Origin of the sequence: Nocardioides silvaticus (assembly GCF_003160695.1) — a bacterium.
GTDB lineage: Bacteria > Actinomycetota > Actinomycetes > Propionibacteriales > Nocardioidaceae > Nocardioides > Nocardioides silvaticus.
This window is the reverse complement of the sequence record NZ_QGDD01000002.1, coordinates 71,218-93,276: the sequence shown is the minus strand read 5'-3', so window position 1 is coordinate 93,276 and position 22,059 is coordinate 71,218. Positions and strand designations below refer to the sequence as shown.

Sequence of the window (22,059 nt, the reverse complement as noted above, 5' to 3'; positions counted from 1 at the left end):
CGTAAAATCCGTGGGTGGACACGCTGCTCGCCGACTACTGGCTCGACGCCCTCGGGTGGGGTGGCAGCGCGCTTCTCGTCTTCTCGCTCCTCCAGCAGCGGGTGCTGCGGTTCCGCACGCTCAACCTGGTCGCGGGACTGCTGCTCATCGTCTTCAACGCGATCCTCGGCGTCTGGCCGATGGTCGCGCTCAACGCGGTGACCAGCACGATCAACGTGCTGTTCATCCTGCGGCTCCGGCGGCAGCGGCACGACGCGGCGACGTTCGAGGTGATCGAGGTCGGTCTCGACGACCAGTACCTCCGCCACGTCCTCGACACCCACGGTGAGGACATGCGCAAGCACCAGCCGGCCTTCCCCGGTCGTCCCGGTCCCGGGCAGGAGGCCTTCGTCGTCGTCAAGGGCGACGAGACCGTGGGCGTGGTCGTCATCGAGGGCGAGGGCGACACCGCGCACATCTGCCTGGACTACGTCACGCCGAAGTACCGCGACTTTACGCCGGGTGAGTTCGTGTGGCGGCGCAGCGACCTGCTGTGCGGCCGCGGCTACAAGCGAGTGATGACGTCACCGACGATCGTCGCGCCGTACTACGACAGGATCGGCTTCCGGCCGAGCGGGGAGGTGTTCGTCCTGGAGCTCGATCAGGACGAGGCGGCCGCGACCCAGCGGTCCAGGGCGGTCTGAGCCGCGCCCGAGTCGATCGCCTCGCTCGCGCGGGCGACGCCGGCGGCCAGCGCCTCCTGCACGTCGGCGCCGGGGGCGTCGTACACCGCGAGCGCGGCCCCGGCGTTGAGGACGACGGCGTCGCGCACGGCGCCGGTCTCCCCCGCCAGCAGACGTCGTACGACGTCCGCGTTGTGCTCCGCGTCCCCTCCGCGGAGCGCGTCTCGGTCGACCAAGGGCAGCCCGAAGGCCGTGGGGTCGACCGCGGTGGTCGTGACCTCTCCGTCGCGGGCGACCCAGACCGAGGAGGTCGTGGTCGTGGTGAGCTCGTCGAGCCCGTCGTCACCGCGGAACACCCACGCGTCGATGCCGCGGGCGGCGAGCACGCCGGCCATCACGGGCGCGATCCGGGCGTCGGCACACCCGACGGCGCGCGCCTGCGCGTGCGCCGGATTGGTGAGCGGGCCGAGCATGTTGAACGTCGTGCCGATGCCGAGCTCGCTCCGTGCCGGTCCGGCGAAGCGCAGCGCCGGGTGGAAGGTCTTGGCGAAGCAGAAGGTGATGCCGGCCTCCTCGGCGACGGCGGCGACCTTCTCGGCCGGCAGGTCGAGCCGGATGCCGAGCGCGCGGAGCACGTCGGCGGACCCGGACTGGGAGCTGGCCGAGACGTTGCCGTGCTTGACCACCTTGGCTCCGGCGCCGGCGGCCACGATCGCGGCCATCGTCGAGATGTTGACCGACATCGACCGGTCGCCGCCCGTGCCGACCACGTCGAGCAGCCGGCCGTCGACCTTGATCGGGGTCGCGGCGGCGTACATGGCGTCGACGAGGCCGGTGACCTCCTCGACGGTCTCGCCCTTGGCCCGTAGTGCGACCGCGAACCCGGCGATCTGGGCGTCGGTCGCCTGGCCCGCGAGGATCTCGCCGGTCGCCCAGGCGACCTGGTCGGCAGCCAGCTCGGTGCCGGCGACCAGGGCGCCCAGGACCTCCGGCCAGCTGTGGGCGGTCACGCTGAGGTGGCGGGCACGCGCGACCGCAGGAGCGCGACGACCGCCTCGGCGAGCTGGATCGGGTCGATCGGGTGCGGCACCGCGGCGTCGGCGCGGGACCAGGTCGCCAGCCAGGCGTCCTGCGGCCGGCCGGTCAGCACCAGCAGCGGCGGGCACTGGTAGATCTCGTCCTTGAGCTGCTTGGCGATGCCCATGCCGCCCGCCGGGACGGCCTCGCCGTCGAGGATGGCCAGGTCGATGTGCCCGGCGTCCATGTTCTGGATGACGACCGGCTCGGTCGCCACCTCGACGTACTCCACCTCGGGCAGGTCCGGGTGGGGCCGGCGGCCCAGGGCGAGGACCACCTGCTCGCGGGTGTGGACGTCGTCGCTGTAGACGAGGATCTTGAGCGCCTTGGAGTCGGTCACGGGCGGCATGCTACTCGGCCGGCGTCCGCTGGGCCTGCTGGGACTCGAGCCGGTCCAGCCTCCGGTCCTCGCGCTCGGCCTCCTTCATCGAGGCCCGGACCCACTGCACGAAGAGGATCACGAAGAAGATGATGCCCACCAGGTCGCCGGCGCCCCACAGGATGCCGCCCGCGAGCTCCTGGTCGGCCCTCGGGTCCGGCAGCCAGGACCCCATCGGTCCGTCGTGCAGCGAGGGGTAGTGGTCGCCGCCGATGAGGGCGGTCTGGCCCATGATCGTGACGCCGAGGAACGCGTGGAACGGTAGCGTCAGGACCGTCAGCAGCACCCGGAACGGGTGGCTCACCCGGCCGGGCAGCGGGTCGACCCCGACGATGGGCCAGAAGAACAGAGCACCGACCAGCACCAGGTGCACGTGCATCATCTCGTGGACGTAGGCGTTGGTCAGCGAGGCGTCGTACCAGCTGGTGAAGTAGAGCGCCCACGGCGAAATGACGTAGAGCAGGAACGCCAGGGGCGGGAACGACAGCACCTTCGCCAGCCGCGAGTGCAGCACCGCCAGCAGCCACCGGCGCGGAGTGGCCGGCAGCGTCCGCAGCGCCAGGGTCACCGGCGCGCCGAGCGCGAGCGACAGCGGCACCACCATCGAAAGCACCATGTGCTGGACCATGTGCACGCTCAGCAGCACGGTGTCGTAGGCGGCGACCCCCGAGGACGTGGCGAGGTAGAAGGCCGTCATCCCGGCGCCCCAGGCGATGGTCCGGCCGACCGGCCAACGGTCCCCGCGCTTGTGCAGGGAGCGCACCCCGAGGGTGTAGAGACCCACCGACCAGACCGTCACCACGAGAGGCAGCGGGGCGAGCGTCCACTCGGTCACGAGGGTCGCCCAGGAGAGCGGGTCCACGCCCCGACGGTACGTCCCTGAGACACCATGTCCCATTCCAGGGGGTCGGGGAGACGTCCGACAGTCCTATCGACATAATGGCCACGTGGCGACCACAGCAACAGCATCTCTTCCGGCCTCGCGACTGCACGGCCAGCACGACCGACCCAGCATGGTCGCCGTCGGCACGATCATCTGGCTCTCGAGCGAGCTGATGTTCTTCGCGGCGCTGTTCGCGTCGTACTTCACGATCCGGTCGGTCAGCCCGGAGATGTGGGCGGAGAACACCGACCTGCTCAACGTGCCGTTCGCCTCCATCAACACCACGATCCTGGTGCTCTCGTCGTTCACCTGCCAGCTGGGCGTCTTCGCGGCCGAGCGCGGCCAGGTCGGGCGCAAGGGCGGCCTGCTCGACGTCAAGGGCTGGGGCCTGCGCGAGTGGTTCATCGTGACCTACGTCATGGGCGCCATCTTCATCGGCGGTCAGGCGCTGGAGTACGCCGAGCTCATCCACGAGGGCGTCACGATCCCGCACGACGCCTACGGCACGATGTTCTACCTGACCACCGGCTTCCACGGGATCCACGTGACCGGCGGTCTCATCGCCTTCCTGTTCGTGCTCGGCCGCACCTACCTGGCGAAACGCTTCACGCACGAGCAGGCGGTCAGCGCGATCGTGGTCTCGTACTACTGGCACTTCGTCGACGTGGTGTGGATCGGCCTGTTCGCGACGATCTACCTGGTCAAGTGATCCGTCCCGCTCCGGAAAAGCAAGGACTGAATGTGCGCCTCCTGAACCGCTCCGCCGGCCGTCTCTCCCGGCACCGTCGCGGGCCGATCGCCGGCCTCGTCGTGCTGCTGCTCGGGCTGCTGCTGACCGGCGGTCTCTACGCCGCTTTCGCGCCGGCCCAGGCCGACTCCGCCGCCAGCCAGGAGGAGCTGGTCAAGGAGGGCCGCGAGCTCTTCCTCGTGGGCTGCGCGTTCTGCCACGGCCAGAACGGTGAGGGCGTGCTCACCCAGAGCGGCGACCAGTACGGTCCCGCGCTCACCGACGTGGGCGCCGCGTCCGTCGACTTCCAGGTCGGCACCGGCCGGATGCCGATGTCGACCCCCGGCAACCAGGCGCAGCGCAAGGAGGTCGTCTACAGCGACGCCGAGATCGCGGCGCTGTCGGCGTACGTCGCCAGCCTGGGCACCGGGCCCGCCATCCCGGACGCCGAGATGTACGACCCCGCCACCCTCTCCGACGAGGAGTACGACGAGTACGTCACCCGCGGCGGTCAGATCTTCCTCGCCAACTGCACGGCCTGCCACAACTTCGAGGGCTCCGGCGGCGCCATGCCGCGCGGCGGCTTCGCGCCCAAGATCCGCGGGGTCGACCCCAAGCACATCTACGAGGCCATGCTCACCGGCCCGCAGTCGATGGACACCTTCTCCGACGGCAACATCCCGCCGGACGACAAGAAGGCGATCATCGCCTACCTCGACACGCTGAACGAGCAGCCCAGCTACGGCGGGCTCACGCTCGGCGGCCTGGGCCCGGTCAGCGAGGGCCTCATCGCCTGGCTGGTCGGCATGGGCGGCCTGGTCGCTTTCGCCGTGTGGATCGCGGCCCAGACGACGCGCACGAGCAAGAAGAAGGACGGGGCAGACGCGTGACCGACTCCCACGAGATCGAGCCGGCCCACGGCGGCCACCACGGTGAGCTCGTCCCGGACGAGCCGATCGCCAACCCCGGCATGCCCGAGCACCTGCCGCGCCCGACCGACGTCGACCCGAAGAAGGAGAAGCGCGCCGAGCTCCAGGTCGCGGCCTTCTTCGGCCTCTCCGCGATCTGCACCGTGCTGTTCGCGGTGGCCTACTTCACCCTCGACATCGGCAGCAACTGGCACACCTTCGGCGGCGTCGGGGCCTCCACCGTCGCCCTCGGCGCCACGCTCGGCCTGTCGATGCTCTTCATCGGCATCGCGATCATCCACTGGGCCCGCAAGCTCATGGGCGACCACGAGATCGTGGAGATGCGGCACCCGGCGTACTCCGAGGAGGTCGACCGGGTCCGCGCGCTCGACGACCTCAAGATCGGGTTCGAGGAGACCGGCATCGCCCGTCGCCCCCTCATCCGCAACTCCGCCCTGGGCGCCCTCGCCCTCCTCGGCGTCCCCGCCGTGGTGCTGCTGCGCGATCTCGGAACCCTGCCCGGCGACGCGCTGGAGCACACGATCTGGGGCCAGGGCGGTCGCAAGATCAAGATCATCGAGGACGGCAAGGAGGTCGAGGTCGAGGTCCCGCTGATGCGGATCGCCCGCGACGCCATCGGCACCCCGATCCTCGCCTCGGACCTCGAGATCGGCGACCTGGTCAACGCGCAGCCCGAGGTGTTGTTCAACCCCGGCCGCTACTACGTCGAGCCGGCCGACGTCCACGGGCACGAGCTCCAGACGCACAAGAGCAAGGCGTCGCTGATCCTGCTCCGCATGGAGCCCCGCGACCTCAAGCCCGGGAAGGGCCGGGAGGACTGGGACGTCAACGGCATCGTGGCGTACTCCAAGATCTGCACCCACGTCGGCTGCCCGATCTCCCTCAACGAGCGCACCACCCACCACCTGCTCTGCCCCTGCCACCAGTCGACCTTCGACTTGGCCGACTCCGGCCGGGTCGTGTTCGGTCCGGCGGGCCGGCCGCTCCCCCAGCTGCCGATCGCGGTCGACGAGCAGGGCTACCTGGTCGCGCAGAGCGACTTCACCGAGCCGGTCGGACCGAGCTACTGGGAACGTGACTACGAGCGCGACCGCTTCGCGGAGGATGACTGACCATGAAGACTTCTGACGTCGCGTCGACCAACGGCAGCGAGCCGGCCACCCCCAAGCGGGGTGCGAAGACGGCCGGCGCGGTGGCCACCTGGGCCGACGACCGGCTGGGCCTGGCCAAGGCGACCAAAGGGCTGTCGCTCCGGAAGGTCTTCCCGGACCACTGGTCGTTCATGCTGGGCGAGATCGCCCTGTGGAGCTTCGTGGTCCTGCTGCTGACCGGCGTGTTCCTGACGCTGTTCTTCGACCCGAGCATGGCCGAGGTCACCTACAACGGGTCCTACGACCCGCTTCGGGGCGTCGAGATGTCCCGAGCGATGGCGTCGACGCTGGAGATCTCCTTCGACGTCCGCGGTGGCCTGCTCATGCGGCAGATGCACCACTGGGCCGCGATGATCTTCATCGCCGCGATGATGATCCACCTGCTGCGCGTCTACCTCACCGGCGCGTTCCGCAAGCCGCGCGAGATCAACTGGATCATCGGCTGCCTGCTGCTGCTCCTGGGCACCATCGAGGGCTTCACGGGCTACTCGCTCCCCGACGACCTGCTCTCCGGCACCGGCGTCCGGGCCGCGGACGGCTTCATGAAGGCCAGCCCGGTCATCGGCACCTACATGTCGTTCTTCCTCTTCGGCGGGGAGTTCCCGGGGGACCAGATCATCCCGCGCTTCTACGCCATCCACATCCTGCTGATCCCTGGGATCCTGCTGGCGCTGATCACGGCCCACCTGATCCTGGTCGTCTACCACAAGCACACGCAGTGGCCCGGGCCCGGCAAGACCGAGGAGAACGTCGTCGGTCCCCCGCTGATGCCCATCTACATGGCCAAGGCCGGCGGCTTCTTCTTCATCGTCTTCGGCATGACCGCGCTGCTCGGCGGCCTGTTCTCGCTCAACCCGGTGTGGAAGTACGGCCCGTACGACCCGTCCAAGGTGACCGCCGGTTCGCAGCCCGACTGGTACATGGGCTGGCCCGACGGCCTGCTGCGGATCATCCCGCCGTGGGAGACGCACATCTTCGGCGTCACGCTGTCGTGGAACATCATGCTGCCGATCCTGATCGCGCCGCCGCTGCTGCTGATGGTGCTGATCGCACTGCCGTTCCTCGAGTCGTGGATCACCGGCGACAAGCGGGAGCACCACCTGCTCCAGCGCCCGCGCAACGCGCCGACGCGGACCGCGGTCATGGCCGCGCTGATCACCTTCTACGGCCTCTCCTGGGCCGCGGGCGGCAACGACATCATCGCGATCAAGCTGCACCTGAGCATCAACCAGATCACCTACTTCCTCAGAGGTGCGGTGATCATCGGACCGATCCTGGCGTTCATCATCACACGTCGGTGGTGCATCTCGCTCCAGCGGCACGACGAGGCGAAGCTGCTGCACGGCTACGAGACCGGCGTGATCGTCCGGTCGCCGGACGGCGGCTACGCGGAGAAGCACCTCCCGATCAGCGAGGAGGCGGCCTACGTGCTCACCGCCCGCGACCGCGAGGAGGTCTACTCCCCCAACGGGACGAGCGACGACTCGGGCGTGGCGGCTCCGGGCGGGCGTCGGGCCGCGATCGCCGGCAAGGTGCGCGGGAAGCTGTCGGCGCTCATGTTCGCCGACAACGTGCAGAAGCCGACCGCCGAGGAGCTGCACGAGTCGCAGCACCACGCGGAGCACGAGCTGCACGAGCTCGAGCACCAGATCAGCGCCGGTCCGAACAAGCACGGCCCCAGCTCCGACCACTGAGCCGGGCCGCCGGTACGACGCAACAGCCCCGTCCCTCTCGCGAGGGGCGGGGCTGTTTGGTGCTGCTGTGCGGTCGAGCCGCGCGGCTCAGGAGAGCGCGGAGCCGGTCTTGTACTCCGACCACGGGACGTTCCAGTCGCCGTACCCGTTGGTGGGCTCCATCGGCCGGTCGGTGCCGGTGTACTCGACCACGTCGCCGCGGCGGGTCATCGAGTAGAGCCAGTAGGCGTCGTCGGTGCTCATGCCGGTGCAGCCGTGCGAGACGTTGGCGTAGCCCTGCGAGCCGACCGACCACGGTGCGGCGTGGATGAACTCGCCGGAGTTGGTCAGCCGCATCGCCCACTGGACGTCGTTGATGTCGTAGGCCTCTGCGGAGCCGGCCGGGATGCCGACGGTCTCGGAGTTCATCCGCTTGGAGTCGAACTTCTCCATGATCACCTTCACACCGGAGCGGGTGGTGAACCCCTCCTTGCCGGTGGTGATCGGGAAGGTCCGGAGCAGCTCGCCGTTGGAGTAGACCTTCATCTGGTGGGTCGCGGCGTTGACCTTATAGACGTGGGCGTCACCGACGGTGAAGTCGAGCCGACGGTCCTCCTGGCCGTAGATGCCGTTGCCGGCGTGCACGCCGTTGACGTCGAGGTCGACGCTGATGTCGGTGCCGGCCTGCCAGTACTTCTTGGGCCGGTAGTGCGCCTCGGTGTCACTGACCCAGTGCCAGGTGCCGGGCTGCTCCGGCGTGGTGGTCACGTGCATGTTGCGCTCGAAGGCGCGCTTGTCGGCGACCGGGATGTCGAAGGTGACGACGACCGGCATCCCGACGCCGACGGTCTCGCCGTCGAGCGGCGCGACGGAGGGGTAGGTCTGTTGGTCGAGGGTCAGCGCCTCGGTGGTGAAGCTCGACGTGCTCCGCACGGTGGTGCCGTCCTCGCCCTGGCCGACCGACTTCACCGTGTAGGTGACGCCCGGCTCCAGGCGGTCGTCGGCGATCCAGCTCCTGCTGTCCGCGGACAGGGTGCCGGGCAGCGGGCCGTCCGGGGACGTGACCGTCACCTTCTTCAGCGTCGCGTGCTCGGCCTTGACCGACACCACCTTGTCGACGGCGACGTTCTTCGCGCCCTTCCGGACGCTCGCCTGGAGCACCGGCTCCGCGAACGACGCAGCCGTGGTCTCGTCGGCGGAGGCCTCGTCACTCGAGCCGTCGCCCACACCGACCTCGGACATCGCGTCCTTGGCGGCACTGCAGCCGCTCAGCAGCAGCGCGCCGACGGCCAGGGCTGCGAGGCTGCGGTGGGTCGTGGAGCGGGTACGGGCGCGGTCGAGCGGTGCAGGCATGCGTGTGGTGTCTCTCCTCCGGGGAACGCGGCAGCGAGAAGCCGCTCCTCACAGGTTAACCCGGCCTCCCCCGCCCAACCCTCATTGCGGGCGTTGGAAAGATCACGCGCGCCGGAGGCAACCACTGAGCGGCGCAGCGCGTCCCCCGACGTACGACAGGCTCGCGCAGGCCAGCTCAGTGGGCGTGCTCGCCGCGGTAGTACTCGAAGATCCAGCCGCTCAGGGCGAGGACGCCGAGCGCCATCCCCAGGACGACCATCCACCACTGGGTCACCGCCAGGGCGAACACGATGAGGGACAGGCAGGCGCCGGCCCACAGCGGCCACCAGGAGTACGGCGGGAAGAAGCCGAGCTCGCCGGCACCCTCGGCGATCTCGCCGTCGGTGCGGTCCTCGGGGCGGTCGTCCATCCGCTTGGCGTGGAACCCCAGGTACAGCGTGACCATCGCCGCCAGCAGCGTGGTCATGACCAGCGCGGACGTGCCGGTCCAGTCGGCGCAGCTCGTGGCCTCGGTCGAGGCGCAGTCGTTGGCAGCGTCGGTGATGAACCAGTAGGCCGGCGTCACCAGCACCAGGAAGATGGTGGTGATGCCGAAGAGCCAGGCTTCGACCTTCATCAGACCTCGTCCTCCGTGGCGTCGTGCTTGTAGCTGTGGCTCTCGGGGTCGCCCGCGTCCTTCTTGGCCTGCTGCTGGGCGATGTGCTCCTCGTAGCCCTGCGCGTCCGGGGCGTCCACGAGGTCGTCGGTCGCCTCCTTCGGGTTCGCCTGCAGCTCGATCGCCGCGATCTCCGGGTGGTGGAGGTCGAAGGCCGGCGACTCCGAGCGGATCCGCGGCAGCGAGGTGAAGTTGTGGCGCGGCGGCGGGCAGCTGGTGGCCCACTCGAGCGAGCGGCCCCAGCCCCACGGGTCGTCGACCTCGACGCTCGGCGACTTGCGGGAGATCCACACGTTGTAGAAGAACGGCAGCATCGACGAGGCGAGGACGAAGGACCCGACGGTGGAGATCTGGTTGAGCACCTCGAAACCGTCACCCGGCAGGTAGTCGGCGTACCGACGCGGCATGCCCTCGACGCCCAGCCAGTGCTGGACGAGGAACGTCACGTGGAAGCCGAGGAACAGCAGCCAGAAGTGGATCTTGCCCAACCGCTCGTCGAGCATCTTCCCGGTGAGCTTCGGCCACCAGAAGTAGAAGCCCGCGAACATCGCGAACACGACCGTCCCGAACACGACGTAGTGGAAGTGCGCGACGACGAAGTAGGAGTCGGACACGTGGAAGTCCAGCGGCGGGCTGGCGAGGATGACGCCGGTGAGGCCGCCGAAGAGGAAGGTCGTGAGGAAGCCCACCGACCAGAGCATCGGTGTGTCCATGCGGACGGACCCACCCCACATGGTGCCGATCCAGTTGAAGAACTTGACGCCGGTCGGGACCGCGATGAGGAACGTCATGCCGGAGAAGAACGGTAGGTTGACCGCCCCCGTCACGAACATGTGGTGGGCCCACACCGCGACCGACAGGATCGCGATGCCCATGGTGGCGCCGACCAGGCCGATGTAGCCGAAGATCGGCTTGCGGCTGAAGACCGGCAGGATCTCGGAGATGATCCCGAAGAACGGCAGCGCGATGATGTAGACCTCGGGGTGCCCGAAGAACCAGAACAGGTGCTGCCACAGGATGGCGCCCCCGTGGGCGGGGTCGAAGACGTGGGCGCCGAGCTGTCGGTCGGCCTCGAGGGAGAGCAGCGCTCCGGCGAGGATCGGGAACGCGATGAGCACCAGCAGGCTCGTGATCAGCACCGTCCAGGTGAAGATCGACATCCGGAACATCGTCAGTCCCGGGGCGCGCATGCAGATGATCGTGGTGATGAAGTTGACCGCGCCGAGAATGGTGCCGAGACCGGCCATCCACAGCCCCATGATCCACAGGTCGCCACCGACACCGGGACTGTTCACGGAGTCGGACAGCGGGGTGTAGGCGAACCAGCCGAACGAGGCGGCGCCGTCGGGCGTCAGGAAGCCGGCGCCCGCGATCAGGCCGCCGAACAGGTACAGCCAGTAGCTGAACATGTTGAGGCGCGGGAACGCGACGTCGGGGGCACCGATCTGCAGCGGCATGATGGCGTTGCCGAAGGCGAAGAACAGCGGCGTCGCGAACAGCAGCAGCATGATCGTGCCGTGCATCGTGAACAGCTGGTTGTAGAGCTCCTCGTTGACGACCTGGGTGCCCGGGTAGGCCAGCTCGGACCGGATGATGAGCGCCATGATGCCGCCCGCCATGAACCACACCAGGGCGGTCGTGAAGTACAGGTTGCCGATGATCTTGTGGTCGGTGGTCGTGATGACCTTGACCAGCATCTGGCCGAGCGGCTTGCGCTCGACGAGATCCGCGGAACGCGCGGCGGTGGCGGTCACTCGCCCTCCTCCTGGTAGTCCTCGTTCAGGTCCTCGAGGACAGGTGTGTAGGCGTAGGCGCCGCCCGTGACGGGCTCCTCGCTGACGTTCTCGGGATCGCTGGCGAGGTCCTCCAGGTAGGCCTGGTAGTCGTCCTGCTCGACGACGTGGACCTCGAACAGCATCCGCGAGTGGTAGGCGCCGCACAGCTCGTAGCACTTGCCCGCGAACGTGCCGGTCTCGGTCGTGGTTACCTGGAACTTGTTCTCCCGACCGGGCACGACGTCCATGCGCATCGCGAACGACGGCACACCGAAGTTGTGGATGACGTCGGGGCTGAACAGGTCGAACTGGATGGTGCTGTCGACCGGGAGCACCAGCTTCGGGATGTCCTCACCGGTGCCGCTGACGAACACGTTCGTGCCGTCGGGCGTGTCGACCGAGTCGGGGTAGTTGAACGTCCACTGCCACTTCTGGCCGACCACGGCGACCGTGACGTCGGGCTCGGGGTCCAGCTCGAGCATCGTGTTCTGCACCCGCACCGTGTGCGAGAAGAACACGATGACCATGATGATCGGGAAGACCGTGTAGAAGATCTCGACCGGCAGGTTGTAGCGGGTCTGCACCGGGATCTCGTCGTCGCTGCGGCGCCGGAAGTACCACGCCGCGCCCAGGATGAGCGCCCAGGTGACGACGCCGGTCGCGAGCGCCGCGATCCAGGCGCCCTGCCACAGGTGCAGGTTGTCCACGCCCTGCTCCGTCACCGGAGCGGGCATGCCGAGCCGGCCCGCCTCCGTGTCGTCGGAGCAGCCGGTCAGGGCCAGCGCGAGTACGGCGATGCCGGCCACAGCCGCTGCGCGACGCATGCGCCGGGCCGATCCACCCGTGCGCTCGGGGTGCCTCCAGCCCACGAACAGGCCTTCCTCTCGAGGGACACAACTCTGTCGAACATTAGCGGACCCGACCGGCCCGCAGACCGCCGGGTCTGAAACGTGGCGCCGACTAGATTGTCCGCGTGAGCACCGCCCGTGGCTACCTCGACACGGCGTCGGCCGAGCCCCTCCATCCGGCCGCCCGGGAGACGCTGCTCGCGGCCCTCGACCGGGGCTTCGGCGACCCCCGGCGCCTGCATCGCGCCGGGCGCGACGCGCGCCTGCTCCTCGACAACGCCCGCGCCGTCGTCGCGGAGTGCCTGGGTGTGCACGCCGAGGAGATCGGCTTCGCCGCCTCGGGCACCGACGCGGTCCACCGCGGCCTCCTGGGGCTGCTCCGTGCCCGCTCCGGAGGCTCCGGCGCAGGGGTGGCCCACAGCGCCGTCGAGCACTCCTCGGTGCTCCAGGCGGTCCAGTGGGCCCCCTCCCCCGACCACGTCACCGTCGGCGTCGACGCGTCCGGCCGGGTCGACCCGGCGGCGATCGCCGAGGCCGCCCGCCGCCCCGGCGTCGCCGTCGTCGCGCTCCAGTCGGCGAACCAGGAGGTCGGGACCCGGCAGCCGGTCGACGATCTCGACCTTCCTGACGGCCTGCCCCTGTTCGTCGACGCTGCCGCGTCGGTGGGCCGGCTCCCCCTGCCCGGGCTCTGGTCCGCACTGGCGGCGTCCGCGCACAAGTGGGGCGGCCCGGGCGGCGTGGGTGTCCTTGCCGTACGACGCTCGGCGCGGTGGACCACCCCGTTCCCCGGCGACGACGGCCTCGACCAGCTCGGGACCACGTGGGTGCCGGGCGCGCTCGCGGCCGCGGCGGCGCTGCAGGCGGTGCTGGCCGAGCGCGAGGAGACCGCCGCCCGTCAGCACCGGCAGGTCGACCGGATCCGGGCCTGCGCGGCCGCGCTCCCCGACACCGAGGTGGTCGGCGACCCGGACGAGCGGCTGCCGCACCTGGTGACGTTCTCCTGCCTCTACATCAGCGGCGACGAGCTGGTCTCGGCCCTCGACCGGCACGGGTTCGGCGTGGCCAGCGGCTCGGCCTGCACCGCCTCGACGCTGGAGCCGAGTCACGTCCTGGCCGCGATGGGCGCCCTCACCCACGGCAACGTCCGGGTCTCGCTGCGCCGCGACTCCACCGACGACGAGGTCGAGGACTTCTGCGCCGCGCTGACCGCGGTCGTCACCGAGATCCGCGCGAGCGTGGACCTGTGAGCGCGGCCGTGGAGCTCGACTGCCGCGGAGCGGTCTGCCCGAGGCCGATCATCGAGCTGGCGAAGGCACTGCCCTCGGTCGCCGTCGGCGAGACGCTCGCCGTGGTCGCCGACGACCCCGCTGCCCGCCACGACGTGCCCGCCTGGTGCCGGATGCGCGGGCAGGAGTACGTCGGCGAGGAGGTGGCCGACGACGGCGCGCCCCGCTACGTCGTACGCCGGACCAGCTGACCGGCCGCGTCAGCCGATGTGCGCGCCGACCTCGTCGGCGGCGGCGTCGCCGTAGGAGTCGCGGAGCCGCGCGACGAACTCGGCGGGGGTGAACAGGTACTCCTGCGGGCCGACCGTCTCGACGACGTACGCCGCCAGCACGCAGCCCACCTGGGCAGCGCGCTCGAGCTCGAGGCCCCACCCGAGGGCGGCCAGGAAGCCTGCGCGGAAGGCGTCGCCGACGCCTGTGGGCTCGACCGGGGTGACGCCCTTGCAGGCCGGCACCTCGATGAGCGGCTGGTCGGTGCCGCAGATCTTCACGCCGTCGGCGCCGAGCGTCGTGACCTGGAGCCGGACCCGCTCCTGCACGTCGTCGGCGGTCCAACCGGTCTTCTTCTCGATGACGTGCGACTCGTACTCGTTGGTGACGAGGATGTCGGCGCCGTCGATCAGCTGGCGGATCAGGTCGCCGTCGCCGAACGCGAGCTGCTGGGAGGGATCGGCGACGAACTTGTAGCCGCGCTGCCGGCACTCCTCGGTGTGCCGCAGCATCGCCTCGGGGTCGTCGGGCCCGATCAGCACGTAGGCCGGGTCGCCCACGACGTCGACGATCGGCTTCAGCTCGATCTCGCGGGCCTCGCTCATCGCGCCCGGGTAGAACGACGCGATCTGCGCGTGGGTGGAGTCGTTGGTGCAGACGAACCGCGCGGTGTGCTTGGTCGGCGACACGTGGATGTGGCTGCAGTCGACGCCGTGCCGCTCCAGCCAGGACTGGTAGTCGGCGAAGTCCTCACCCACGGCGCCGACCAGCACCGGGCGGACGCCCAGCACCCCCAGGCCGAAGGAGATGTTGCCGGCGCAACCGCCGCGGCGTACCTCGAGGTCGTGGACGAGGAAGCTCACCGAGAGCTTGTCGAGCTGCTCGACGACGAGCGAGTCGGAGAACCTGCCCTCGAACGTCATCAGGTGGTCGGTGGCGATCGAACCCGCGATGAGCAGGGAGCCGCTGGCGTCAGTCACGACACGGAAGACTACCGGCCGGTACGGCTGGGTCTACCTGTCGGTAGCACCTACCGTCGGAAGCATGACGCCGTACGAGGAGATCGACAGTCCGACCCAGCTGCACTCCGACTGCGAGGCGGTCAACCGCCGGCTCGACCGCGCGGCTCGCCAGGCCGTCGAGACCCCGCCCAGCATCCACTTCGAGGACTTCCCCCGGGACCTGCCGAAGCGCGAGATCCAGGTCTCCGAGGCGGCGCAGCGCCTGGCCAACGCGCTGCACCTGCACCTCGACTGACCTCGAAGACCAAGAACGCCCCTGCCGCTCTAAGGCAGGGGCGTTCTTCTGTGCTCAGTGGAACGAGTCGCCGCAGGCGCAGGATCCGGTGGCGTTGGGGTTGTCGATCGTGAAGCCCTGCTTCTCGATCGTGTCGACAAAGTCGATCACCGCGCCGTTGAGGTAGGGGACGCTCATCCGGTCGACGACTACCGCGACGCCGTCGAAGTCGGTCACGACATCGCCGTCGAGGCTGCGCTCGTCGAAGAAGAGCTGGTAGCGCAGGCCGCTGCAGCCACCGGGCTGCACCGAGATCCGCAGCGAGAGGTCGTCACGGCCCTCCTGCTCCAGGAGGCTCTTGACCTTGCTCGCGGCGACCGGGCTCAGGTTGATCTGGTCCTCACGCCGCTCGACGGCGACGGGGGCCGCCGCGGTCGCGGTCGCCGTGCTCGTCGCGGGGGCCGCCGCAGCTCCGTGGCTGTGGCCGTGGCCGCCGCATCCGCACTGGTCGCTCATGCTCACTCCAGACAAAATCGGGTCGGTTTCGACAGGTCCAATGGTCGCACACCGGCGGTTATTCCCGATGTCGGCGCGGTCTCACCAGGTGAGGACCGCCTTCACCACCTTGCCGGCGAGGGTGTCGGCGATCGCGTCGTCGATGCGCTCGAACGGGTAGGTCGCCACCAGGTGGTCGACCGCGAACCCGCCGTCCGCCCGACGCCGGATCAGCTCGGGGATCATCTTCTGCGGGTCGGCGTCGCCCTCGATCGAGGACCGCACCACCAAGCCTCGGGAGAGCAGGTCGATCGCGTCGATCGTGTACTCCGGCGCGCCGAGCCCCAGCGCCACCAGGGTTCCCCGTGACCGCAGCGCGTGCTGGGCCTGGAGCACCACGGCGGGCAGCGCCGTCGTGTCGATCGCGTACGACGCTCCCCCGCCGGTGAGCTCCTTGACCCGGTCCACGACGGGCGGGTCCTCCACGCCGGGGTCGATCGCGTGCGCGCCGTACTCCTCGGCCAGCCGGCGGCGCTCCGCGACCGGGTCGACCGCCACCACCGTCTCGACGCCCGTCCCGCGGGCGGCGGCCACCGCCGCGAGGCCGACCGCGCCGGCGCCGAAGACGACCAGGCTCTCGCCGGCGGCCGGGCGCAGCACCTCCAGGACGGTGCCCGCTCCGGTCTGGAACCCGCAGCCGTAGGGGGCGAGCAGGCTGAGGTCGAGGTCCTTCGGGACGACCACGCAGTTGTCGGCGTAGGCGAGCGCGTGCCGGGCGAAGCTCGACTGCCCGAAGAAGCTCCCGAAGACGGTCTGCTCGCCGCGCCGCATCGTCGTGGAGCCGTCGGCGCGCATGCCCATGTAATTCAGCAGGATGTTCTGCTCGCAGTAGCCGACATCCCCCGCCTCGCACGACCCGCACGCGCCGCACGACCGGAAGCTCATCACCACGTGGTCGCCGACCTCGATGCCGTCGACCTCGGCCCCGACCGCCTCGACCACGCCCGTGCCCTCGTGCCCCAGGACGGTCGGGAACATCTCGGCCGGGAGCATCGTCGGCACGGTCAGGTCGGTGTGGCAGAGCCCCGTGGCGACGACGCGGACCAGGACCTCGTCCGGGCGGGGGTCGTCGAGCTCGACCTCGGTGAACGTGAACTCGTGGCTGCCGTCGGTGAAGGGTGCCGCGGCGAGGGCGACGGTCGTCTGCATGGGCCGAATCTAGAACATGTTCCAGTTCACGTCACTCGGCCGCGGGATCTCCCGAGGACCAGGTGCGCGCGACCCGCTGTGCCAGCAGTCCCAGCGATCCCGCCGGGTCGGCGAACGCCTCCTCCTCCCCGACCAGGTCGACGAGCGAGTACGCGGCGTCCATCCCCAATGCCCGCATCTCGCGGGAGCCGACGAGCACCTGACCGGCCAGCGTGATGCAGGGCCGCAGGGCGTCGGCGGCGACGGCCGCGACGCCCGCCGGGACCTTCCCGGCGCGGCTGCTGAAGTCGAAGGCGCCCTCCCCGGTGACGACGAGGTCGGCCTGCCGGGCGCGGTCGGCCAGCCGCACCGCCCGCGCCACCAGCTCGATCCCGGGCGTCCGCTCGGCGCCCAGGAGCAGCAGCCCGAACCCCAGCCCGCCCGCCGCTCCGGCGCCCTTCGCGAGCGAGGTCTTGAAGTCGGTGACGGCGGCGAACGACTCGAGCACCCCGTCGACGAGCGGCATCCGCTCCTCGAGGATGCCCTTCTGCGCCCCGAACGTGCGGGTCGCGCCGAAGAGCCCGGTGAGCGGGCTATCCACATCGGTGGCGACCACCAGGCCGATCCCGTCGGTGCGCGCGCGGGCCGGCGCCAGGTCGACCTGGCGCACCCCGTTGATGCCGAGCACGCCCTCGTCCAGCGGCGCGTCCGCGACCGCGCCCAACGCCCCGAGGAAGCCGGCTCCGCCGTCGTTGGTGCCGCTCCCGCCCAGCCCGACCACGACCGTGCGGGCACCGGCGCCGATGGCCGCCGCCACCAGCTCGCCGACGCCGGCGGTGCTCGCGCGCTCGGCCCGCTCAGCACCGGTCAGGTGCACGCCGCAGGCCTGGGCGCTCTCGACGTAGGCGGTGTCGCCGACCAGCAGCACGGTCGCGGGGACCGGCTCACCGAACGGACCCGAGACCGTCTCGACGAGCAGCTCGCCGCCGAGGGCGGCGTTCAGCACGTCGACGAAGCCGGGGCCGCCGTCCGACATCGGGGCCAGGTCGACCTCGTCGGCGGGCGCGTGCCGCCGCCAGCCCGCGGCGATGGCCTCGGCCGCCTCGACCGCGGTCAGGGTGCCCGCGAACTTGTCGGGCGCCACGAGAATCCGCATGCGGCCCATCCTGCCCGGGTCGTAGGTTCCTGACGTGACCGAGGTACTGATCCGCCCGATGCTGCCGACCGACGTGCCGACTGCCGAGCGGATCAGCGACGAGGCGTTCCTGGAGCTGGACCGGCGGACCTTCCCGCGGGACTGGCCGGAGCCGGAGCGTCGCACACCCGAGGGCTCGGCGAGATGGATCTCCCGCACTCAGCGCTTCCTCGAGCACGACGCCGGTGGCTGCTGGGTCGCCGAGGACGACAGCGGCGTGGTCGGGTTCGCCACGTCGTTCGTGCGGGAGCGGGCGTGGTGCCTGGCGACGTACGCCGTCAGCCCCGGGCTGCAGGGGGCCGGCGTGGGCCGGCGGCTGCTGACCGCCGCCCAGGCGTACGGCGCGCACGCGCCCGTCGGGCTGCTCTCCGCCTCCGTCGACGCGCGCGCCGTCCGGCGCTACTGGCGGGCCGGCTTCACCCTGCACCCGCAGATGCTGCTGCAGGGGACGGTGGACCGGCGGCAGCTGGTCGCGGTGAGCGGCGTCCGGGACGCCCGGCCCGACGACCGGACCCTGATGGACGCCGTCGCCCGCGAGCTCCGCGGCGGCGGCCACGGCCCGGACCACGCCGCCCTCGCCGAGACGGCCCGGCCGCTCGTGGCGGAGTCCCCCACCGGCCGCGGGTTCGCCTACACCAGCGGGACCCGGCTGGAGGTCCTGGCCGCCACCGACGAGGCGACCGCCCGGACCCTGCTCTGGGCCTGCCTCGCCCACGCCGGCGAGGAGTACCTGGTGCCGCACGTGACCGGCGCCAACCCGTGGGCGGTGGACGTCGGGCTCACCGCCGGCCTCACCCTGGCCCAGTCGGGCTACCTCGGCGTGCGCGGAATGCCGCCGCCGGCGCCGTACGTTCACAACGGAGCACTGCTCTAGCGCACCCGAACCGCGAATCGGCGTCCGCAGGGACGCGGAATAGGATTCGACCATGACGACCGTCGACCTCCCGCTGCTGCCGCTGGGCCGTGGCACGGACCCGCTTTCCGAGCGTGGCGTCGAGTGCCCCGGCGACCTGCCGGCGGCCTCCGACCCCGACCTGGTCGCGCGCGCCCGCGCGGCGAAGGAGGCACTCGGTGACAAGGTGTTCGTGCTCGGGCACCACTACCAGCGCGACGAGGTCATCCAGTTCGCCGACGTGACCGGTGACTCGTTCAAGCTCGCGCGCGACGCCGCAGCGCGGCCGGACGCCGAGTACATCGTGTTCTGCGGCGTGCACTTCATGGCGGAGTCGGCCGACATCCTCACCAGCCCGCACCAGCAGGTGATCCTCCCCGACCTGGCCGCGGGTTGCTCGATGGCCGACATGGCGCGCATCGCGCAGGTCGAGAAGGCCTGGGAGGCGCTGGCCCAGGCCGGTGTCCAGGACCAGGTCGTCCCGGTCACCTACATGAACTCCACCGCCGCGATCAAGGCGTTCTGCGGCCGCAACGGCGGCGTCGTCTGCACCTCCTCCAACGCCGAGGTGGCGCTCGACTGGGCGTTCGCGCAGAAGGGCGGTGTGGAGGCCGGCACCAAGGTCCTCTTCCTCCCCGACCAGCACCTGGGCCGCAACACCGCGGTCCTCAAGCTCGGCCTGGGCCTCGACGACTGCGTGGTGTGGAACCCCCACAAGCCCAACGGGGGTCTCACCGCCGAGGAGCTTCGCGACGCGAAGATGATCCTCTGGAAGGGCCACTGCTCGGTCCACGGCCGGTTCTCCGCCGACGTCATCGACGACCTGCGCGCGAAGGTGCCGGACCTCAACGTCCTGGTGCACCCCGAGTGCCAGCACGAGGTCGTGCTCAAGTCCGACTTCGTCGGGTCGACGGAGTACATCATCAAGACGATCGAGGCCGCGCCCGCCGGCTCGAGCTGGGCCATCGGCACCGAGCTCAACCTCGTGCAGCGGCTGGCCAAGGCCCACCCCGACAAGAACATCATGTTCCTCGACCGCAACGTCTGCTACTGCTCGACGATGAACCGGATCGACCTCCCCCACTTCGTGTGGGCGATGGAGTCGCTGGTCGAGGGCGTGGTCGTGAACCGGATCGAGGTCGACCCGCAGACCGAGCAGGAGGCGCTGGTCGCCCTGCAGCGGATGCTCGAGCTGCCCGGCAAGAGCCACCGCGACTGACCCAGAGAAGAGAAAGCAGCAGCGTGTTCCGTCGTACCAAGCCCGAGCCCGAGCCCGTCGTCACGCCCAAGCCCGGCGGCAAGGGCCGTCCGACGCCGACCCGCAAGGAGGCCGAGGCGCTGGCCCGCGCCAAGGCGCGGGCACCCCGCACCCGCAAGGAGCGGGCGCAGCGGGCCCGGGAGGTCCGCACGGAGAACAGCCGCCACATCCGCGAGGCGATGAAGACCGGCGACGAGCGCTACCTGCTCCCCCGTGACAAGGGCCCGGTCCGCCGCTTCATCCGCGACTACGTCGACAGCCGGTTCTCGATCGTCGAGCTGATCATCCCGCTGCTGATCGTGACGCTGCTGCTCGGCTACTCCGGCGCGCAGGCGCTGATGCAGGCCAGCCAGGTCGTCATGCTCGCGACCTTCCTCTTCGTCATCGTCGACCTGGTCGTGCTCCGGATCCGGGTGCGCAAGGAGCTCGCGCGCCGGTTCCCGGGAGAGTCGACGCGGGGCACGACGTGGTACGCCATCTCCCGCTCGATGCAGATGAAGTTCATGCGGATGCCCAAGGCCAAGGTCAAGATCGGCCAGGCGCTCCCCGAGGACTACCGCTAGCGGTCGCGCTAGAACCTCGGCGACTTCGTCAGCGACGGGTCGGCGGTCACGACCGGCCCCACGACGTCGTCGATGGCCTTCATCGTGGCCTCGTCGAGGGTGACACCCGCCGCCTTGACGTTCTCGGTGACCTGCTCGGGCCGCGAGGCGCCGATGATCGCGGCCGAGACGTTGTCGTTCTGCAGCACCCACGCCACGGCCAGCTGGGCGAGGCTGAGGCCCACACCCTCGGCGATCGGCTTGAGCTGCTGGACCCGCTCGAGCACGTCGTCCTCGAGCCAGCGCGAGATCATGTCGGCGCCGCCCTTGTCGTCGGTCGCGCGCGAGCCGGCCGGAGGCGCCTGGCCCGGCAGGTACTTGCCGGTGAGCACGCCCTGCGCGATCGGCGACCAGACGATCTGGCCGATGCCGAGCTCCTTGCAGGTCGGCACCACCTCGGCCTCGATGACCCGCCAGAGCATCGAGTACTGCGGCTGGCTGGACACCAGCGGCACCCGCAGCTCGCGCGCCAGCTCGGCCGCCGCGCGGATCTCCTCCGCGCGCCACTCCGAGACCCCGATGTAGAGCGCCTTGCCGCTGCGGACGACGTCGGCGAAGGCGACCATCGTCTCCTCGAGCGGGGTGCCGTGGTCGTAGCGGTGCGCCTGGTAGAGGTCGACGTAGTCGGTGCCGAGCCGGCGCAGCGACCCGTCGATCGACTCCAGGATGTGCTTGCGGGAGAGTCCCTTGTCGTTGTGGGCGCCCGGCCCGGTCGGCCAGAACACCTTCGTGAAGATCTCGAGACCCTCGCGCCGCTCCCCCGCCAGTGCCTTGCCGAGCACGCTCTCGGCCGCGGTGTTGGCGTAGACGTCGGCGGTGTCGAAGGTCGTGATGCCCTCGTCGAGGGCCTGCCGGACGCACGCGAGCGCGGCGTCCTCCTCGACCTGGGAGCCGTGGGTGAGCCAATTGCCGTACGCGATGGCCGAGATCTTCAGGCCGCTCGCACCGAGGTTGCGGATCTCCATGTCCCCAACCTAGTCCGGCCGTCGTGAGGACCCCCAGGACCGGCTGACAGGATGTGCCTGTGACCACCGCCGACGTCTCCGTGCGCGTGGCGTGGGCCCAGGACGCCGCCGCCATCGCCGCGGTCCAGCGACGCGCCTGGGAGCAGCGGTACGACGCGCTGCTCCCGGACCTGCTCACCGAGCGCGGCCTCGACGCCGACACCCACGCCGAGGCCTGGCAGGCCACGCTCGCTCGGCCCCCGGAGGCCCGGCACCGCGCGCTGGTGGCCCTCGAGCGCGCCACCGTCGTCGGGTTCGTGCTGACCGGACCGGCGACCGACCCGGACGCCGACCCGGCGGTCGAGGGCGCGATCGGCGAGCTCACCGTGCACCCGGAGCGCGTCCGGGAGGGTCACGGGTCGCGGTTGCTCCAGGCCGCCGTCGACACCTTGGTGGCCGATGGCTTCACCCGGGTGACCACCTGGGTCGACAGCACCGACGACGAGACCCGTGCGTTCCTCGCCGGCGCCGGCTGGGAGCCCGACGGCGCCAGCCGCGAGCTCGCCGACGAGACGGGAGCCGGCACCGTCAAGCAGGTCCGGCTCCACGCCTCGATCGGTGATCCCCCGCTCTAGGTTTCG

The 22,059-nt window shown here is 70.5% G+C and carries 24 protein-coding genes; 12 read left to right on the top strand and 12 right to left on the bottom strand.

What is annotated here, in order from left to right; genetic code table 11:
* Positions 1 to 14: 14 nt before the first annotated feature.
* Complete coding sequence (locus DJ010_RS05280; RefSeq protein ID WP_245927234.1) at positions 15 to 683, top strand: YgjV family protein; 669 nt, start codon at positions 15 to 17, stop codon at positions 681 to 683.
* Here the strand turns inward: DJ010_RS05280 and trpD are convergent.
* From trpD to DJ010_RS05265, 3 genes are read right to left on the bottom strand one after another with little or no spacing between them, the layout of a single operon-like run.
* The gene (gene trpD, locus DJ010_RS05275; protein ID WP_109692613.1) at positions 641 to 1,672 is read right to left on the bottom strand and encodes an anthranilate phosphoribosyltransferase; all 1,032 of its coding nucleotides are present in this window, start codon (positions 1,670 to 1,672) and stop codon (positions 641 to 643) included. The genes DJ010_RS05280 and trpD overlap by 43 nt on opposite strands.
* A complete protein-coding gene (locus tag DJ010_RS05270; RefSeq protein ID WP_211318666.1) occupies positions 1,669 to 2,079 on the bottom strand; it encodes an Rv3143 family two-component system response regulator in 411 nt (136 codons plus the stop codon). Before DJ010_RS05270 ends, trpD begins: the two co-directional genes overlap by 4 nt.
* A gap of 10 nt (positions 2,080 to 2,089) precedes the next feature.
* A complete protein-coding gene (locus DJ010_RS05265; RefSeq protein ID WP_245927232.1) occupies positions 2,090 to 2,980 on the bottom strand; it encodes a cytochrome c oxidase assembly protein in 891 nt (296 codons plus the stop codon).
* 85 nt (positions 2,981 to 3,065) lie between these two features.
* Here DJ010_RS05265 and ctaE point away from each other — a divergent pair, with 85 nt between their 5' ends.
* From ctaE to qcrB, 4 genes are all read left to right on the top strand, one after another.
* Complete coding sequence (ctaE, locus tag DJ010_RS05260) at positions 3,066 to 3,710, top strand: aa3-type cytochrome oxidase subunit III (protein ID WP_109692610.1); 645 nt, start codon at positions 3,066 to 3,068, stop codon at positions 3,708 to 3,710.
* Between the two features lie 32 nt (positions 3,711 to 3,742).
* Positions 3,743 to 4,618 carry a cytochrome bc1 complex diheme cytochrome c subunit gene (gene qcrC, locus DJ010_RS05255; protein WP_109692609.1) on the top strand — a complete coding sequence of 292 codons (876 nt, stop codon included), beginning with the start codon at positions 3,743 to 3,745 and terminating at the stop codon, positions 4,616 to 4,618.
* 80 nt (positions 4,619 to 4,698) lie between these two features.
* Positions 4,699 to 5,769 carry a cytochrome bc1 complex Rieske iron-sulfur subunit gene (gene qcrA, locus DJ010_RS05250; RefSeq protein WP_109693100.1) on the top strand — a complete coding sequence of 357 codons (1,071 nt, stop codon included), beginning with the start codon at positions 4,699 to 4,701 and terminating at the stop codon, positions 5,767 to 5,769.
* A gap of 2 nt (positions 5,770 to 5,771) precedes the next feature.
* The gene (gene qcrB, locus DJ010_RS05245) at positions 5,772 to 7,502 is read left to right on the top strand and encodes a cytochrome bc1 complex cytochrome b subunit (protein ID WP_109692608.1); all 1,731 of its coding nucleotides are present in this window, start codon (positions 5,772 to 5,774) and stop codon (positions 7,500 to 7,502) included.
* Between the two features lie 87 nt (positions 7,503 to 7,589).
* Here the strand turns inward: qcrB and DJ010_RS05240 are convergent, their stop codons facing one another.
* The 4 genes from DJ010_RS05240 to ctaC form a co-directional block, all read right to left on the bottom strand.
* On the bottom strand, positions 7,590 to 8,834 hold the full coding sequence (locus DJ010_RS05240; RefSeq protein ID WP_109692607.1) for a L,D-transpeptidase: 1,245 nt from the start codon (positions 8,832 to 8,834) through the stop codon (positions 7,590 to 7,592).
* Between the two features lie 175 nt (positions 8,835 to 9,009).
* Complete coding sequence (locus DJ010_RS05235) at positions 9,010 to 9,450, bottom strand: cytochrome c oxidase subunit 4 (RefSeq protein WP_109692606.1); 441 nt, start codon at positions 9,448 to 9,450, stop codon at positions 9,010 to 9,012.
* Positions 9,450 to 11,186, bottom strand: a complete 1,737-nt coding sequence (ctaD, locus tag DJ010_RS05230) for an aa3-type cytochrome oxidase subunit I (RefSeq protein WP_109693099.1) — start codon at positions 11,184 to 11,186, stop codon at positions 9,450 to 9,452. Before ctaD ends, DJ010_RS05235 begins: the two co-directional genes overlap by 1 nt.
* A 53-nt stretch (positions 11,187 to 11,239) precedes the next feature.
* Positions 11,240 to 12,088, bottom strand: coding sequence for an aa3-type cytochrome oxidase subunit II (ctaC, locus tag DJ010_RS05225; RefSeq protein WP_109692605.1), 849 nt, complete (start codon positions 12,086 to 12,088; stop codon positions 11,240 to 11,242).
* 149 nt (positions 12,089 to 12,237) lie between these two features.
* Here ctaC and DJ010_RS05220 point away from each other — a divergent pair, with 149 nt between their 5' ends.
* Together DJ010_RS05220 and DJ010_RS05215 are read left to right on the top strand one after the other, a co-directional pair.
* On the top strand, positions 12,238 to 13,359 hold the full coding sequence (locus DJ010_RS05220) for a cysteine desulfurase family protein (RefSeq protein WP_109692604.1): 1,122 nt from the start codon (positions 12,238 to 12,240) through the stop codon (positions 13,357 to 13,359).
* Entirely contained in the window at positions 13,356 to 13,589 is a 234-nt protein-coding gene (locus DJ010_RS05215) for a sulfurtransferase TusA family protein (protein WP_109692603.1), read from the top strand. The genes DJ010_RS05220 and DJ010_RS05215 overlap by 4 nt, the downstream gene beginning before the upstream one ends.
* Positions 13,590 to 13,598: 9 nt before the next feature.
* Here the strand turns inward: DJ010_RS05215 and DJ010_RS05210 are convergent, their stop codons facing one another.
* Positions 13,599 to 14,531 (bottom strand): carbohydrate kinase family protein, encoded by a 933-nt coding sequence (locus DJ010_RS05210; RefSeq protein WP_109693098.1) that lies wholly within the window; start codon positions 14,529 to 14,531, stop codon positions 13,599 to 13,601.
* A gap of 121 nt (positions 14,532 to 14,652) precedes the next feature.
* Between DJ010_RS05210 and DJ010_RS05205 the strand changes: the two genes are divergently transcribed.
* Positions 14,653 to 14,865, top strand: a complete 213-nt coding sequence (locus DJ010_RS05205) for a hypothetical protein (protein ID WP_109692602.1) — start codon at positions 14,653 to 14,655, stop codon at positions 14,863 to 14,865.
* A gap of 54 nt (positions 14,866 to 14,919) precedes the next feature.
* On the opposite strand, the gene erpA is transcribed toward DJ010_RS05205, so the two are convergent.
* The 3 genes from erpA to DJ010_RS05190 form a co-directional block, all read right to left on the bottom strand.
* Positions 14,920 to 15,360 (bottom strand): iron-sulfur cluster insertion protein ErpA, encoded by a 441-nt coding sequence (gene erpA, locus DJ010_RS05200; protein WP_245927231.1) that lies wholly within the window; start codon positions 15,358 to 15,360, stop codon positions 14,920 to 14,922.
* Positions 15,361 to 15,441: 81 nt separating this feature from the next.
* Positions 15,442 to 16,548 carry an NAD(P)-dependent alcohol dehydrogenase gene (locus DJ010_RS05195; protein WP_109692601.1) on the bottom strand — a complete coding sequence of 369 codons (1,107 nt, stop codon included), beginning with the start codon at positions 16,546 to 16,548 and terminating at the stop codon, positions 15,442 to 15,444.
* Between the two features lie 31 nt (positions 16,549 to 16,579).
* On the bottom strand, positions 16,580 to 17,683 hold the full coding sequence (locus DJ010_RS05190; protein WP_109692600.1) for a glycerate kinase family protein: 1,104 nt from the start codon (positions 17,681 to 17,683) through the stop codon (positions 16,580 to 16,582).
* A gap of 34 nt (positions 17,684 to 17,717) precedes the next feature.
* Between DJ010_RS05190 and DJ010_RS05185 the strand changes: the two genes are divergently transcribed.
* Genes DJ010_RS05185 through DJ010_RS05175 form a run of 3 tightly spaced genes read left to right on the top strand, consistent with a single transcriptional unit; the run spans position 17,718 to position 20,435 of the window.
* On the top strand, positions 17,718 to 18,596 hold the full coding sequence (locus DJ010_RS05185; protein ID WP_109692599.1) for a GNAT family N-acetyltransferase: 879 nt from the start codon (positions 17,718 to 17,720) through the stop codon (positions 18,594 to 18,596).
* Between the two features lie 52 nt (positions 18,597 to 18,648).
* Positions 18,649 to 19,833: a quinolinate synthase NadA gene (gene nadA / locus DJ010_RS05180; RefSeq protein ID WP_109692598.1), complete on the top strand. Its 1,185-nt coding sequence runs from the start codon at positions 18,649 to 18,651 to the stop codon at positions 19,831 to 19,833.
* Positions 19,834 to 19,856: 23 nt separating this feature from the next.
* Positions 19,857 to 20,435 carry a DUF3043 domain-containing protein gene (locus DJ010_RS05175; protein ID WP_109692597.1) on the top strand — a complete coding sequence of 193 codons (579 nt, stop codon included), beginning with the start codon at positions 19,857 to 19,859 and terminating at the stop codon, positions 20,433 to 20,435.
* Between the two features lie 8 nt (positions 20,436 to 20,443).
* On the opposite strand, the gene DJ010_RS05170 is transcribed toward DJ010_RS05175, so the two are convergent.
* Positions 20,444 to 21,439, bottom strand: a complete 996-nt coding sequence (locus DJ010_RS05170; RefSeq protein ID WP_109692596.1) for an aldo/keto reductase family protein — start codon at positions 21,437 to 21,439, stop codon at positions 20,444 to 20,446.
* Positions 21,440 to 21,498: 59 nt separating this feature from the next.
* On the opposite strand from DJ010_RS05170, the gene DJ010_RS05165 reads away from it, so the two are divergent.
* Positions 21,499 to 22,053, top strand: a complete 555-nt coding sequence (locus DJ010_RS05165) for a GNAT family N-acetyltransferase (RefSeq protein ID WP_109692595.1) — start codon at positions 21,499 to 21,501, stop codon at positions 22,051 to 22,053.
* Positions 22,054 to 22,059: the final 6 nt, after the last annotated feature.